This window comes from Flavobacteriales bacterium (assembly GCA_021296215.1).
Taxonomy (GTDB): domain Bacteria; phylum Bacteroidota; class Bacteroidia; order Flavobacteriales; family ECT2AJA-044; genus ECT2AJA-044.
The window spans coordinates 34557-49072 of record JAGWBA010000009.1; the positions used below are offsets into that span (position 1 = coordinate 34557).

A 14516-nucleotide genomic window follows, 5' to 3' on the forward strand; every position below is an offset into this window, starting at 1 on the left:
GCAATGGGCGCGGCGAAAAAGGGTGACGAATGACCAATGAATGTGATGAAAGGCAAGCCGATCGTGACGAGCGGCACAGTTTAGGGACGAACGGTATGCTCCAGGAGTTCCTTTATTTCTGGCACCTTGCGGCGCGATACGGGAATCTCGACCCCCGATTCGCCGAAGTGGAGTTGTAGGCCTTGGCTGTTCCCCGTTACGCGATCGACCCGATCCAGATTGGCCACAAAACTGCGGTGAACCTGCTCCAAGGAAGGGTGCTCATTGAGTTGCTCCAGAAGCTCGCGCAACGTGGAGCGGAGCATTTCTTTTTGCAGCGCACCGTCCTTTTCGAAACCGACGATGACATAGTTGCCTTCAGCCTCCAGATACAAGAGGTTTTGAGCTGGGAGTTCGAGTTGTTCGTTATCGTTCTTTCCGGAAATCACTACTGCCGAAACATCGGGCCGGGTGGGTTGCGTCGGATGAATCTGTTCGGCTTGTCCGGAGTAGCGATCGAATAATTGACGTTGCCTGATCGCGATGCCTAAAACCACCGGAAAAAGTCCGATTCCGAGCGTATACATGCAAATCTGGCCGTAGGCCGTCCAAATCAATTTCGTCGTGGTCAATAGGAGCAAATAGGCAAAATTCGCCGTGCCAATGAACCAGATGTGATACAGAACGAAGGCGATTTCTTTTCCTGTGTTCCATTTTCGCTCGTGAAAGAAACTCGGGAGCAACTTGGGCAGAATGCCGTCGTTGAAGAGAGTTGCCAAAAAGGTTACGGCACCAAAACCCCAGAGCACGTAATCGTATTTTCGATCTACGCTATACAGCCCAAAGGGTCTGAAGAATACGAGAAATGCGCCTACCAATAGGCCAAATATAAAGCCTTGCCGCAGTGCTTTTGCCCATCCAACATGTAATGGGTAAGGTCGCTTACAGTATCTGAGCAGGGCGTTCATGAACCCAAATGTAACCCTTTATCGGTGGATAAGGGTTTGGTATGCCGACCACCCGTTTCCGCTCAATTGGAGGATATAGGCTCCCGAGCGCAGGGCGTGATCCACCTCGACTTTTTGGTTGTCACCGGTCCATTGTACGGGCAGCTCCAGTACGAGTCGACCTTCCATGTCGTAAAGAGCCAATTGACCCTTCCCGGCGATCGGAGCGGTCAATTCGATGGCCCACTGATCAGCGATAGGATGTGGGTAAACCGTCATATCGATCACCGCCTCTTCGTCTACTCCGATTAGGCTATTGAGCAAAGCTCTCCATTCCTGGAAATACATGTCGGCCATGGCGTGATCGTATATGATGAGGGTGTTCTCGTCATTCGAATTCTCGGCCGAGCTCGACCAGTTATGTGAGCCTGCGAGGACCTTTGCCGTGGAAGTATTGTCGTAATCGATGATGATGTACTTGTGGTGCATGATACCCGGAAGGGGCCCTGCGTCAACCACCAGTATGCCCGCATCGATGAGGTTCTGATATTCGCCTCCCTGATCGTTTACGTTCTCAATGATTCCCTCGACGTATTTTCCAAACTGGCCATTGACATCGATCAGAGCATCGGCACACTCGTCGCGAGTAAAGGCCATAACGGCAAAGTGTGCGCTGCTGCCCGTGCTTTCGATGGTCTCAACGATCTTGCCCGTGACTCCGTCGGATGGCGAAAAGTAGCTTTCGACCGACTTGCCTCCAATGATGAATTTGTGAGGGGTATTGTCGAGTTTGTCAGCTCCCCATTTCGCGTTTGCTGCATTTGGTGTGGTCGTTGTGCTTCCCCACATTTCTTCAAATTCAATATCGTAGGCTTTAGCCAAGCTTTGATCTTGAATGATGATCAAATCATTGGGGTCGTTAAACAGCTGACCCGGAGTCCAGTTAGTGGCACCGGTGATTACCCCGCTATTACTCGGGCTGTTCTTGTCGATGACGACGAATTTGTTGTGCATGATGCCCGGCACACCGTCGGGACGCTCCAACACAGGAACTGCGGCATCCAAATCGCTCAAGATCATATTGGCGTTTCCTCCTTCGTAAAGAAATCGCACGGCTACACCGCGATTCTGTGCATCGTTAATGGCGTCGGCGATCAACTGGTTGTCGGCGTTGTAAATAGCGATATCACAGGATGCCTGCGCGCGATCGATATAGGCGGCGATGGTATCGTTAAAGAATCCGGGTAAGTGAACGGCGTCATTGCCCTGCGATACGCTGTTGTCAACGGATTGATTAAAATATACCATCATGGATCCAGAGCTGTTCGATTCAGTGGCGTATACACCTACATTACCCCAAGCTGTATCCGAGCCGTTTTCGGAATAAGGCTGAACATAGTAGATCTCACCTGGGCTAAGTCCCGTAAGAGATATGCTGTGGCTGCTCGTGCTTCCACCTTGATTGATGTCCCCCAATTCAAGAGCTTCGGTCAACCCATAACGGATGTTGGTAGATCCATTGGAGTTCGTGGTCCATTCGAGGTCGAATCCACCCGTGCTGATATTATCTTGTTCCACTCCACTGGCGAAGAGGATCGATGAAGAGAAGATGAGGTCGGCCGAATCACGTGGCAGAAGTTGATACCCTCCAAATCCGGTGAAGGTGAATTGACTCACGATTCCGATCAGATCTAGTGCCCCAAGTGGGATTAGCTCACCGTTCAGAGGGTGGCCGGTACGAATGTAAATGACTCCGGTATTCCCGTTTGCATCTGTGAAGTTGTATGTCCCCGTTGAAAAGGTTCCTCCCCCGTTACTGAACGTAATCCCGTTCACGCGAACGAGTTGGGCCTCCAATGGTTCGTCGATTTGTGTTACGGTTGCTAATACCGGCGTTGGAATTTGGTTTCCCGTAGAGTGAACAGTTACGCTTTGTATGGGATCAATTTCCAAAAGTCCATTGTAATCCTTGAGTGGACCGGTTACCGTGATACTGTCACCGGGGTTCACTGAAAAAGCGACAGAACCCGATCCCGGATAAGCTGGAATACCGGCCGTGGCATCCTGAATATACCGGATGATCCCGAGCTCGGCGCCATGCGTGACGATTCCGGAAACGGTTACAACTGTACCAAGAGGTTGCTGACGAGCCGTGGCGATGTCTTGTGCAAAGACCGCAGAGCTAATGAGTAAAGCGAGTAGGAGAATTTTAGAACGCATAAGTCACAGATAAGTTGAATCGGCGTCCTTGTCCAAAAAAGACACCGGCTGAGTTTGCATTAAAGTCACTAGTGATGATGCTCAACACTCTTCCGTTGTTGTTTTGAGCGTCTGAAATGTATCGTTGATCCGGTAAATTGAGTACGGATGCGCGTAAACTCAACGATTGCTCGCCGAAAGTAAAGCGGTAACCTCCGTGCAAATCGAAGATAATGTACCCCGGTACTTGCCATGAATCACGACCCGCATTTCTTCCGTTGAGCGTGAGTGGATCGAATTCGGCATAGTATCGATCGAAGTAAGTTCCGCGAAGTCTAATATACGCACCGCGAGTGGGCTCGTATTCAAGACTGAAGCCCAACTGAGTTTGAGCCGCATCACCTACGTGAACACCTCGAGCATCGAAATAAACCACGAATTCTTCACCGGTATTTGGATGGATAACGGGATTGTTGTTGTCGTCGGTTACTCTAACGCTATCGGTCGATTGCCAGGTCCAATCCCCCAAGCTGATCAACCCTTGGAAGGTCCACTTTGGTAGAAATTCATAAGCGAAATCCAATTCTATCCCCTTGTGCACGGCATCCATACCGTTGATGTTGGTTCTGAATAATTCATCGTCAATGATCACGGACGGTGCTTTTGTAGCAGGGCGGTTGTCCCAGCGTGTGTAGTAGCTGTTCAGGTTTACTGAAAATTGACCCGAGCGATAAGCGTAGCCTACCTCAACGGCTTTCACGATCTCATTTTCGATATTCCGGAACTTCCGGTTGTGAAAGTCGAATACATTCTCGAATCGTGGAGCACGCGATAGATAGCCCAAGTTTCCAAAGACACTCATATGCTCGTTGATGTTGTATTTGGCTCCGGTTTTAAAGGTGAAGCTCGGGATCCACACCCATTCAGTGGTTGCAAAGCGAGCCTCCTCTGAGTTAGTGTGATAGGTTTGACAGTCATAGACCAATGTATCGCGATATCCAATGGCCTCTTGAATGGTGGTATCACTGAGAACTAAATCCTTTTTTCGGAAATAATCGACGCGCTGGTAGCCGCTCATCGAACCCGATATATTGACAAAGGCAGCCCAGAGACCCTCTTTGTACTCGAGTTGATAAAAACCACCTCCCCACCGAACCTTGGCATCGTTGTGAGACATGATGATATCACCTTCACGCTTGACCGGAGAGGCTGCATTGGCACTTTCATTGTCTACGTAGTAGTCACCCCCGAGCAGATCGTACACTTCTCGGTAGTGCTCACCTCGGTACGATCGGAAATCGAGTCCACCGCTATGCTCGAGTTTTTCGTTTTGATTGTAGGTAAATGTACTTACCCATCCCCACCAGAAGTGGTTGTTTATGGAGCTGCGCAGAATATCGCTCGCCTTGTGCTCCGTGTCTGAATAAGTAGAGTCAATACTGAATCGTCCAAATGCATTATCGTCGTAGATTTGCTGAAAATCTATGCGGCCGAGTTCATCACGAGCCGGCGAATCGTCCGACAAACGCGTTCCACCACCATTTCCCAGTGATAAGTACAATACGTTCGACCAGTACATCTTCTTATTTACTCGCCAGAAGTCCTTAAGGCTGAATTGAGGCTTGTGGTAGTAGTTCTTTCTTTCGGTCACCGTCTCTTCTCCATTCCGAATGGTATCACCATCTACTATGTCGTAGCGGTCTAGAACTCCCCAGTGTTGGTTGTATCGGATACTCAGGTCCTGAGCATCGGTCGTATCCACGAAATTGACCAAAGCATCATTGTAACTTTCACGATCCTCGCCGATATCAGCAAGGGCTTGGTTCAAATCTTCGTCGGAAATATCTCCTTGGTTATGTGCCACCATCACATTGTACAACTCGTCGCTTCCTTCGAATAGATTTCGACCGTACTCGGCATCATGATCGCCGATCGACACATTCCAAAACCGCTGCGCGTGCTCCTGAGGCGCGCCGAATCCGGTTAAGCTCAAATTGTGGTTGCCGAGTTGCTTATCCACCTTGAAGTAGTAAAACCAACCTTCGGTCCACCCGTTGTCGATCCACCCATTTCCGCGCTTGTAAGATCCAGCCACCGTGAATCCCCAACCATTATCCAAACCCCCGGAATTGTACCCGGCCGTAGTTCTTAAAAAGCCGTTGTTCCCAACTTCCTGCTTAACCTGAAAGCTCTTCTTTTGATCGATACCTTTGGTCAATATGTTGATGGTACCGCCAACGGACGGAATAGCGAGTTTGGAAGCTCCCAATCCTCTTTGCACCTGCATTTTTTGCGTAATGGCGTCCAATCCGAACCAGTTCGACCAGTAAACCCATCCGTTCTCCATATCATTTACCGGAACTCCGTCGATCATTACGGCTACATTGCGCTGGCTAAAACCTCGAATATTGATTCTTGCGTCACCGTCACCACCACCCAGTTGTGTGGCGTAGATCCCCGGCGTACTGTTGAGGACCATGGGCAAATCTTGTGAAGCCAATTCACGCTGAACTTGTTTTGGGGTGATATTCGAAAAAGCGACTGGCGTTTCACGGGCAATGGCCACGTCGGCCACAACTTCGACCTCGCTCAAAGTGGTTGTTTTGAGCGACACCTTGAGATCGATGGTTTTGCCGGCAACTACGGTAACCTTTCGCTCAAAGGTTTCGTAACCCACGTAACTGAACTGTAAAGTGTATGGACCTGGAGCGAGATCAACGCTAAAGGCCCCGTCGAAGTCGGCAGCCAACCCTTTGCCTTCGGCGTATACGATATTGGCGCCCAACAGGGTTTCTCCCGTCACCGCGTCCGTGACTACTCCTTTGACCGTTCCCGTTTGCGCCCAACCGGTGAAGCTCAATCCAATGAATAAAAAAGCGATCAAATGTTTCATGTACCAAAGACAAAAAAAGCTAGCTGGAGTCAATCCGGCTAGCTTTGAATTAAGAGGTAATCCTCATCATTGAAGAATGAATTTCTTGGTAACCGTTTCACCGTTACTCAATCGAACCTGAACGAAATAAACGCCTGGCTTCCCCTTCAATCCGGTGAGGGTAACGAATTTATCCGGCGAGAAAATTCGACCTGCCGCAATTTGCTGACCCACCAACGAGTAAACCTCATACGATTCCATGCGCTCAGAAGCACTCAAGGTAATTGAGGATCCGGATTTGGCCGGATTTGGATACAAGCTCAAGCCGGCTTTTTGGTATTCCGCCAAACTCACGTAATTAGGGTCACACGTGCAGCCGTGAGCACCAAGATATTCCCAAGTATCTTCGGGAAGTGAGTCGTATTCTACTGCCGGATTAAACAATGATGGATTATTCGTAATACCGTCTTCAACATTGGCCTTACGGATCAAGGTATGGTTTCTCGTCCACCAGCGTCCGCCATTCGCATCTGTAAAGTTGGCGGCAGTATCTGTGGTCCAAGCATCACCCGGATCTTCACCTACTTTTCCGAAAATGTCGATGATGTTCGCACCTTTTTCAATGGTCAAAGCATCGTCTCCATTGAAATAGCAAGGAGCCGGGTAGTCGTTATCGAGAATATCGGCCATGGCCTGAAGTGCGGGGTCAGCGGGCGGTGAAGTTGATCCACCTCCGAGGTCCACTGTGTCGGTTTGTCCATTGACCACAACAACTACATCGTATGGCTGAATCATACCCGACAACTGCAATACGTCCGGATTCGATGTTCCCCCGTTCGAGTAGCGCTTGAGTGTATACTGGCTGAGGTTGATAGGGTTAGCGGTCGGATTATAGATCTCGACTGCTTTGCTGTTTCCGGAACCTTCTACGTATTCCGAAAAGAAAACGTCGCTACACTGCGCCTGAACCGCAGCTACTGAAGCAACAAAAAGGAGAGAGAATAGTGCTTTCTTCATATATCACAACTTTATGTGTGCAAAGATAAGATCGCTAACCACTTATCGGTTCGCGGCTAATATTATGCTAAAGTTAAGTTCTAGCGCTTAATAAAACTAGTGCTCGAGGTCCCATCCTCCGAAACGATCCAATATCTTCCTGATGGTAAATGCGCGATATCCGGTCTCTTTGTGCCTTGCGGCACGATGAACTTCTCCACCATTGCGCCTCTACTGTCGACCATGAGATATACCCCGGGGGCCGTTTCAAGCTCAATTTTATCGGCGGCAGGGTTGGGGAATAGGCTCAAAGGCTCGCGACCTTGCTCCGCGACACCTACAGTGGAGCCGTATCGGTCTTCACCCCATTGACTGTTGTCGATCTCCAATTCCACGAGGTATCCTTCTACGAGCACATTGTACATAATTTGCCCGTTGGTGGCGTCCACCGTGATCAGTCTCGTATTATATGCGGAGTCGACTGCCTGAAAAATAAAGGTCGAGGTGGCCTGATCGTACACCGAGGCGCCTGGGGTTAGTCCTATGATCCCGGGGACTGTATCGAGAATGTTAAAAGTATTCGCCGCTAAATCGTAGTCGACGAACGCGATAAAACCGTTGTTGTTGTCGCGATACAACCCGTATAGCTTGCCGGTGTTGTGATCGTATTCCCACTCGTTGAAAAAGGTTCCCGAGACATTTGGAAGAATAGGGTTCTGAAGTATCGCTCCCGTAAGCACGTCAATGACGTACATGCGGTTCTGATTAGCGGTGTCGATCGCCTGAAAAATGATGTTCGAACTATCCGAGTTATAGGTCGAACCTCCGGCTACTACGTAGTTAATTTGAGGATACTGATACAATTGGGTAACCAGTGCAGAAGTGGTATTCACGGCGAGCAAACGCAATCCGTACTGTGGTGGAACCGTTGTTGAATCGGTGATGTAGCCTCCGAGTCCGAAGAGTTTTTGCTGCTGCAGGTCATATTGATATTCATTTACCGTTTCGGTCAATGCAGGAGTATTGGTCGCAATACCCGACGCGACGTCTACTTTGAATACCCGGGGAGTGTTGCCATTGCTCAAGTCTGGATCCGAAAAAATATACTCGCGGTTCGCTTGGTCAAATGTAGATGACCCCAATACCACGGCGTTTACATTGGCAATGCTGTTGATGTTCAACGGTAGTCCGGTAGTGTGATCCATGCGGGCCAAGGGAATGGTAGTTGTATTGTTCCACGGACCATTGCCGGCTCGGAAAATAGCATAAAGTTGGAGCTATTGTGCCCATCCTGCCGAAAGGCAGAGGAAAACGAAGAGGGGGGAATAAAAATGTTTCATTTACCTATTTTTGTGCGCTAACTCAGAATTTTGACGAATGCTTTAGTTACCATACCGACGTACAATGAGGCGGATAATATTCGCACCATCATTGCAGCTGTTTTTGGACTCGATAAAGGGTATCACATGCTGATCGTAGACGATGGTTCACCGGACGGAACCGGAGATATCGTCGAGGAATTGCAAGATACTTACCCCGATAAGCTACACCTAATACGCAGAACGGGTAAAAATGGTTTGGGAACGGCCTATTTGGCGGCATTTCGATGGGCTTTGGAGCGCGATTACACACATGTCTTTGAGATGGACGCCGATTTTTCACACGATCCCAAGGACCTTCCTCGCCTGCTCGAAGCGTGCACCGATAAAGGTGCAGATGTTGCTATTGGTTCGCGTTATGTAAAAGGGGTGAATGTTGTGAACTGGCCCATGAGTCGCGTATTGCTTTCTTACTTCGCATCGAAATACGTACGCTTCGTTACTGGTTTGCCCGTGGCAGATAGCACGGCCGGATTCAAATGCTACCGGCGGGAAGTCCTAGAGACGGTGAAGCTGAATAAAATTCGATTCGTAGGTTATGCTTTCCAGATCGAAATGAAGTTCACAGCATGGAAATGTGGGTTTGAGATCGCCGAAGTTCCGGTCATATTCACGGAACGTAAATTCGGAGAATCAAAAATGAGCAGTGGAATTTTCACCGAAGCTATCTTCGGTGTAATTTCGATGAAGACCGGGAGTTGGTTTAAAAAGTACCCGCAGAAAAAGTAACTATGAAGATTCTACTCAAGAACGCCCGAATGATCAATGAAGGAGCCATTAAAGAAGGCGATTTGTTGATCAAAGGTGACCGCATAGAACGTATTGACGACAATATCTCTCCGCAGCATGGCGATGTGCGTGTCGTTGATCTCGAGGGTCGATACCTCATGCCCGGAGTGATCGACGACCAAGTGCATTTCAGGGAGCCCGGACTTACTCATAAGGGCGACATCGCATCGGAATCACGAGCTGCTGTGGCCGGGGGCATTACCTCGTACATGGAGCAGCCCAATACCAAGCCGGCGGCTTTGACCCAAGAGCTTCTCGAAGAAAAGTATCAGCGCGCCGCGCAGGTATCGCTCGCGAATTTCAGCTTTAACATGGGAGTGAGCGAGGATAATATCGACGAGGTTCTCAAGACGCACCCCAAAAGGGTCGCCGGAATCAAGGTCTTCATGGGTTCGAGCACCGGAAACATGCTTGTCGAAGATGAAAAGGTGCTCAATCGATTGTTCGCCGAAGCACCTACATTGATCATTGCGCACTGTGAAGATGAGGCGACCATCAAGGCCAATCTCGAAAGGGCCAAGGAAACCTATGGTGAAAAGATCCCCTTTAATCAGCACTCGATAATACGCAGCGAGGAGGCGTGTTATAAATCGAGCAGCTATGCGATCAAGCTCGCTAAGAAGCACGGAACCGGATTGCACGTTTTTCACCTGAGCACGGCAAAAGAAGCAGCTCAGTTCAGCAATAGCATCCCGCTTGCCAAGAAAAAGATTACCTCGGAGGTTTGTATCCACCACTTGTGGTTTTCCGATAAAGACTACGACGAAAATGGTGCTTTCATTAAGTGGAATCCGGCCGTTAAAACGGCCACCGATCGCGAGGGCTTGTGGAAAGCACTTTTGAACGACCGTATCGATGTGGTCGCCACAGATCACGCTCCTCATACCTTGGAGGAAAAGTCGAACTCTTATTTGCAGGCCCCTTCAGGTGGTCCTTTGGTTCAACACGCACTGGTGGCCATGTTGGAGCATCACCACAAGGGGCGCATTTCCTTGGAGAAGATCGTCGAAAAAATGTGTCATAATCCGGCCATTCTCTTCAGAATTCAAGAACGCGGATATCTGCGCGAGGGCTACAAGGCCGATCTGTGTGTGTTCGATCTCTCGAATCCCTGGACGGTCAATCAGGAAAACATTCTGTACAAATGCGGCTGGTCTCCTTTCGAAGGAAATACTTTCCGCGCTCGCGTGATTCACACCTTTGTCAATGGACAGTGGGTATACCGCAACGGCACCATCGATGAATCGGCCCGCGGCGAGCGTCTACTTTTCGACCGTGATTGATCTCAACGGCATAAAGTGCTTTCTCGTTAAACCGATCGCGATTGGTTTTTCAATCGCGCTTATCGCCGCCGCTTGTGCGCGCGAAAAACGTCCAAGCGATGTCTTCGATCAAAAGCGAATGGTCGAGATCATGGTCGATGTGCACTTGGCCGAAGGTGCCGAGAAAACCGATCTGCTCACCACCGATAGCGTGCGCATCTCTGAGAAAGCCCTTTGCAAGCACGTCTTCAAAAAACACGGAATCACGGAAGAGGAGTACAACCGGTCGTTTACCTGGTACAGCGAGCACCTCGAAGAGTTTGACGAAGTATACGTCAAGGTAATCGAAAAGCTCAATCAAATGGAAGCGGCGCGGCAACAGCTGCGTAACCGTTGAGCGCTATTCTATTGGAAAATGCTTTGCCGTTTCTTGAATAGTACGGCCTAGCGGCCGGAAACGGAAGTCAAGCGCTCGCTCCAACTTTTCACTACTGTAATAGACCTTTTGCTGTGCGGTTCGCGCAGTTTCTTTGGTCACCATGGGCGAACCGCCCATGAGTCTGGACCGTAGCCATTCGGCTCGCCAAACAATGCTTCCAAGCCATTTTGGCGTATTTCGATGAGGTGGCTTAACCCCAAGCGCTTCAGCGATCATCGTGAATACCTCGCGGTACGATCTATTCTCGGCCGATACTGCGAATCGCTCGTTCACAATATCGCTGTTAGCGAGTTGTACCAGAGCAGAGGCTACGTCTCGAACGTCTACGAAACCGTTTATTCCTTCCGAGTAAAAAGAGAATCCATTCGCGATACTCGAGAATACCTTTGAAGAGCCCGCTTCCCAAAATCCGGGACCAAGGATGAGGCTCGGGTTCACCATAACGGCCGGTAAGCTCTCCTGTGTGCCCTTCCAAACTTGTTGCTCGGCCGCATACTTAGAAATAGCATACTGCGAGTTGGCCGGGCCCGATTTCCAAACGTTTTTTTCATTGATGGCCGTTTCGTCATCGACTCTTCCTAATGAGGCCACAGAGCTCACATAGGCCAATTTCTTTACACCTGCGCTCAAGGCAGTATGAACGATGTTGGCTGTTCCTTCTTCGTTGATCTTGAATAGGCGGTCGCGGTCACGAGCATCAAAACTGACCAAGGCGGCACAATGGTATACCAGCTCTACATCTTTCATAACATCTTCAAGAATGCCCAAGTCGTGCAAATTGCCCTCTATCCATTCGATCCGTTGAAACAGTTCCTCCGGTTCGTTTGAGTAGAAACCAAAAACTTCCAAAACATGATTTCGGCGTTCCTCGGATCTATATAGCGCACGGATAGGTTGGGACCGTTGAGCCAATTCAAACAATAAGTGACTACCCACCAAACCCGTACCGCCTGTGACGAAAATCATGCGACTAAATTACATTAAATTTGCGCACTAAATAGTCCGGAAATGAGCACCTTTATTGAAGAATTGAAGTGGCGTGGGATGATCCACGACGTTATGCCCGGAACCGACGAAGCCCTTGAAACCATGGGGCGATACGGTTACGTTGGATTTGATCCGACCGCGGAGTCACTCCATATCGGCAACATGGTACCTATTATGCTGCTCACTCATTTTCAGCGGGCCGGACACCGCCCCATCGCCCTGGTGGGAGGTGCCACGGGGATGGTCGGGGACCCTTCCGGTAAAAAAGCGGAGCGCCGGTTACTCAGTGAAGATGTACTTCAGCGCAATATCGCCGGGGTACGGGCTCAGCTCGAGAAATTCCTCGATTTCGAGGGCGAGAACGCGGCTCAAATCGTGAACAACTACCATTGGTTCAAGGATTTCAGTCTTCTAGGATTTTTGAGAGATGTCGGAAAACACCTGACCATCAACTACATGCTGGCCAAGGATTCTGTGAAGTCTCGCCTCGATTCGGGCTTATCGTTCACCGAATTCAGCTATCAGTTGATTCAAGGGTACGACTTCTACCACCTCAAGCGAGAAAAAGATTGTATCCTCCAGATGGGCGGCTCTGATCAGTGGGGTAATATCACGGCTGGTACAGAGCTCATTCGTCGAATGGATGCCGGTGAGGCCTTCGCCTTGACCTGTCCCTTGATCACCAAGGCAGACGAATCCAAATTCGGAAAATCGGAAGGAGGAAATATTTGGCTCGATCCAAAAATGACCTCGCCATACAAGTTTTACCAATACTGGCTCAATGCGGCGGATGAGGACGTTCCCAAATGGATGCGGATCTTCAGCTTGAAGAGCCGTGAGGAGATTGAGAGCTTGGAAGCCGAACATGCCGAGGCTCCTCATTTGAGAGTGCTTCAAGTGGCCTTGGCCGAGGAGTTGACCGCTCGTGTGCATTCTGAAGAGGAACTGGAAAAAGCGAAGTCCGCTTCTCAGATCCTCTTTGGTAAGGCGACCAAGGAAGCACTTGTTGCATTGGACGAAGAAACGTTGCTCAGCGTATTTGAAGGAGTTCCTCAATTCGACATCGATCGCGGTGCACTCAACGACGTGAATATCGTTGATCTGTTAGCTGAAGTTACCGGCGTGTTTGCATCAAAAGGAGAGGCTCGGCGCATGCTTAAGTCGAACGCTGTTTCATTAAACAAGGAAAAGGTCTCAGATACAGTAACCGTAAGTTCTAAGGACCTTTTGAACGACCGCTACTTATTGGTTCAAAAGGGTAAAAAGAACTACTTCTTGTTGGTGGTAAAGTAAAACCCGATGCTTTACTCCAACCTTTAGATCGCCGACCGAGATGAAAGATCCTTACGCTATGTCAATTCGAGAAGCGACCGAAGGTGACATCCGGCGCATTCAATTCATTCGAGGAATTGTAGAGGAGAACATCCTGTCTGACCCAGCTTTGGTTACCGATGAGGATTGTCGGATTTTTTAACCGAACGGGGTAAAGGTTGGGTAGCCATAGTGAACGATGAAATAGTTGGGTTTGCTATCGGGGATCTACGGGAGAACAACATTTGGGCTTTGTTTCTTCATCCCAACTTCGAAAAAAGGGGAATTGGGAAAGAATTGCACGATGTCATGCTGAGTTGGTATTTCGAGCAAGGACTCGAACCAAAGCTCTACACCCCTTGTCAGTACTGGCTTTTACGCTATTTCAAAGACCCTTTGTGTCTGTTTTGTTCCTCTTTTTCAAAGATACGAAATCGTTTGAATCACTCCTTCACGAACCTCTTGGACTCATTTCCAATCCTCAAGATATACGTCCCTGCCAGCAACCCCGACACGTTTATTTCGTCTTCTATGGTGCCTTTAAGGACTAATCTACCAAGTAGGTCCGTATACTTCGTATTTATCTTCATCAATCCCTTCAACACGGAGAACGTCTGCTACGGGGTTTGGAAAGATCTTGATGCCAGCAGAGTTCACGATCTCGCCATTTCCAACGGGCAAAACGGTACTAATAACTATATCATCTATCGAAATCATATTATCCGCATCTGAATTATGAATAAATGCTATATGGATTTGTAGATTTTCGTAAGGGGATAGGTCAACACGGTTTTCTATTTGTTCACCTACCATTTTTGTTGAATCCCGCTGAGGACTAGACGGAAGTCCGGTACCATCAAATCCATGAACGAATCCGTAGCTATACTCAAACCAATTATACTGAGGAATTGGGCTTATTCCCAAACTGTCGGCGCTAAGCCCTATAAATTGACTTGCACGGAAAACAGTATCCGTAAAACTTGATATTTGATTGTCAGTAGTGGAAACCACCACGCAGTAACCGTCAACATTCTTTGGGGTTTGGAATGGTGCAGACTTCCGGGTTAACAATGGAGAATACGGAGTGATGGGCAAATCAATTCTTGGAGAAATAAAGTAATTAAGATTACCGGGCTGGGCAGCGGTGAGCATCGAACTTGAAGCAAATACTAAATTATTGGGATTTGCATTTGAAAACTCTGATGTAATAAACCACTCCTGTGGCCTGCCATTGGCATCGGCCAAACCGTCGGAGTCATAGTTCACCCAATACGGATCATTATTTCCTGAAGGTTGACCTGAAATAATTAACGAGGTATCCGGCCCATTAAAATCCATCAAGAGCAAAGTGTCTTG

12 protein-coding genes and 1 pseudogene are annotated in these 14516 nt (G+C 48.9%); 5 read left to right on the top strand and 8 right to left on the bottom strand.

Annotated features, from left to right (window positions below):
- Positions 1–80 precede the first annotated feature (80 nt).
- The 5 genes from J4F31_02920 to J4F31_02940 all read right to left on the bottom strand — a co-directional run bounded on the left by J4F31_02920 (position 81) and on the right by J4F31_02940 (position 8198).
- Positions 81–947, bottom strand: coding sequence for a LytTR family transcriptional regulator DNA-binding domain-containing protein (locus tag J4F31_02920; GenBank protein ID MCE2495521.1), 867 nt, complete (start codon positions 945–947; stop codon positions 81–83).
- 18 nt (positions 948–965) lie between these two features.
- Complete coding sequence (locus J4F31_02925; protein MCE2495522.1) at positions 966–3146, bottom strand: T9SS type A sorting domain-containing protein; 2181 nt, start codon at positions 3144–3146, stop codon at positions 966–968.
- The gene (locus J4F31_02930; GenBank protein ID MCE2495523.1) at positions 3136–6018 is read right to left on the bottom strand and encodes a TonB-dependent receptor; all 2883 of its coding nucleotides are present in this window, start codon (positions 6016–6018) and stop codon (positions 3136–3138) included. The genes J4F31_02925 and J4F31_02930 overlap by 11 nt, the downstream gene beginning before the upstream one ends.
- A gap of 66 nt (positions 6019–6084) precedes the next feature.
- A complete protein-coding gene (locus tag J4F31_02935; protein ID MCE2495524.1) occupies positions 6085–7014 on the bottom strand; it encodes a lamin tail domain-containing protein in 930 nt (309 codons plus the stop codon).
- 80 nt (positions 7015–7094) lie between these two features.
- Positions 7095–8198: a hypothetical protein gene (locus J4F31_02940; protein MCE2495525.1), complete on the bottom strand. Its 1104-nt coding sequence runs from the start codon at positions 8196–8198 to the stop codon at positions 7095–7097.
- Positions 8199–8363: 165 nt separating this feature from the next.
- Here J4F31_02940 and J4F31_02945 point away from each other — a divergent pair, with 165 nt between their 5' ends.
- Genes J4F31_02945 through J4F31_02955 form a run of 3 tightly spaced genes read left to right on the top strand, consistent with a single transcriptional unit; the run spans position 8364 to position 10820 of the window.
- Entirely contained in the window at positions 8364–9101 is a 738-nt protein-coding gene (locus tag J4F31_02945) for a polyprenol monophosphomannose synthase (protein MCE2495526.1), read from the top strand.
- Positions 9102–9103: 2 nt separating this feature from the next.
- On the top strand, positions 9104–10444 hold the full coding sequence (locus J4F31_02950) for a dihydroorotase (protein MCE2495527.1): 1341 nt from the start codon (positions 9104–9106) through the stop codon (positions 10442–10444).
- A complete protein-coding gene (locus J4F31_02955; protein MCE2495528.1) occupies positions 10437–10820 on the top strand; it encodes a DUF4296 domain-containing protein in 384 nt (127 codons plus the stop codon). Before J4F31_02950 ends, J4F31_02955 begins: the two co-directional genes overlap by 8 nt.
- A 3-nt stretch (positions 10821–10823) precedes the next feature.
- On the opposite strand, the gene J4F31_02960 is transcribed toward J4F31_02955, so the two are convergent.
- Positions 10824–11828 carry an NAD-dependent epimerase/dehydratase family protein gene (locus J4F31_02960; GenBank protein MCE2495529.1) on the bottom strand — a complete coding sequence of 335 codons (1005 nt, stop codon included), beginning with the start codon at positions 11826–11828 and terminating at the stop codon, positions 10824–10826.
- 42 nt (positions 11829–11870) lie between these two features.
- Here J4F31_02960 and J4F31_02965 point away from each other — a divergent pair, with 42 nt between their 5' ends.
- Both J4F31_02965 and J4F31_02970 read left to right on the top strand, forming a co-directional pair.
- The gene (locus J4F31_02965; GenBank protein ID MCE2495530.1) at positions 11871–13142 is read left to right on the top strand and encodes a tyrosine--tRNA ligase; all 1272 of its coding nucleotides are present in this window, start codon (positions 11871–11873) and stop codon (positions 13140–13142) included.
- Between the two features lie 58 nt (positions 13143–13200).
- Positions 13201–13487 (top strand): annotated as a pseudogene (locus J4F31_02970) (GNAT family N-acetyltransferase).
- 116 nt (positions 13488–13603) lie between these two features.
- Here J4F31_02970 and J4F31_02975 read toward each other — a convergent pair.
- The gene (locus tag J4F31_02975) at positions 13604–13750 is read right to left on the bottom strand and encodes a T9SS type A sorting domain-containing protein (GenBank protein MCE2495531.1); all 147 of its coding nucleotides are present in this window, start codon (positions 13748–13750) and stop codon (positions 13604–13606) included.
- Positions 13713–14516: hypothetical protein (locus J4F31_02980; GenBank protein ID MCE2495532.1), on the bottom strand; the 804-nt coding region annotated here is incomplete at its 5' end. The genes J4F31_02975 and J4F31_02980, both read right to left, overlap by 38 nt.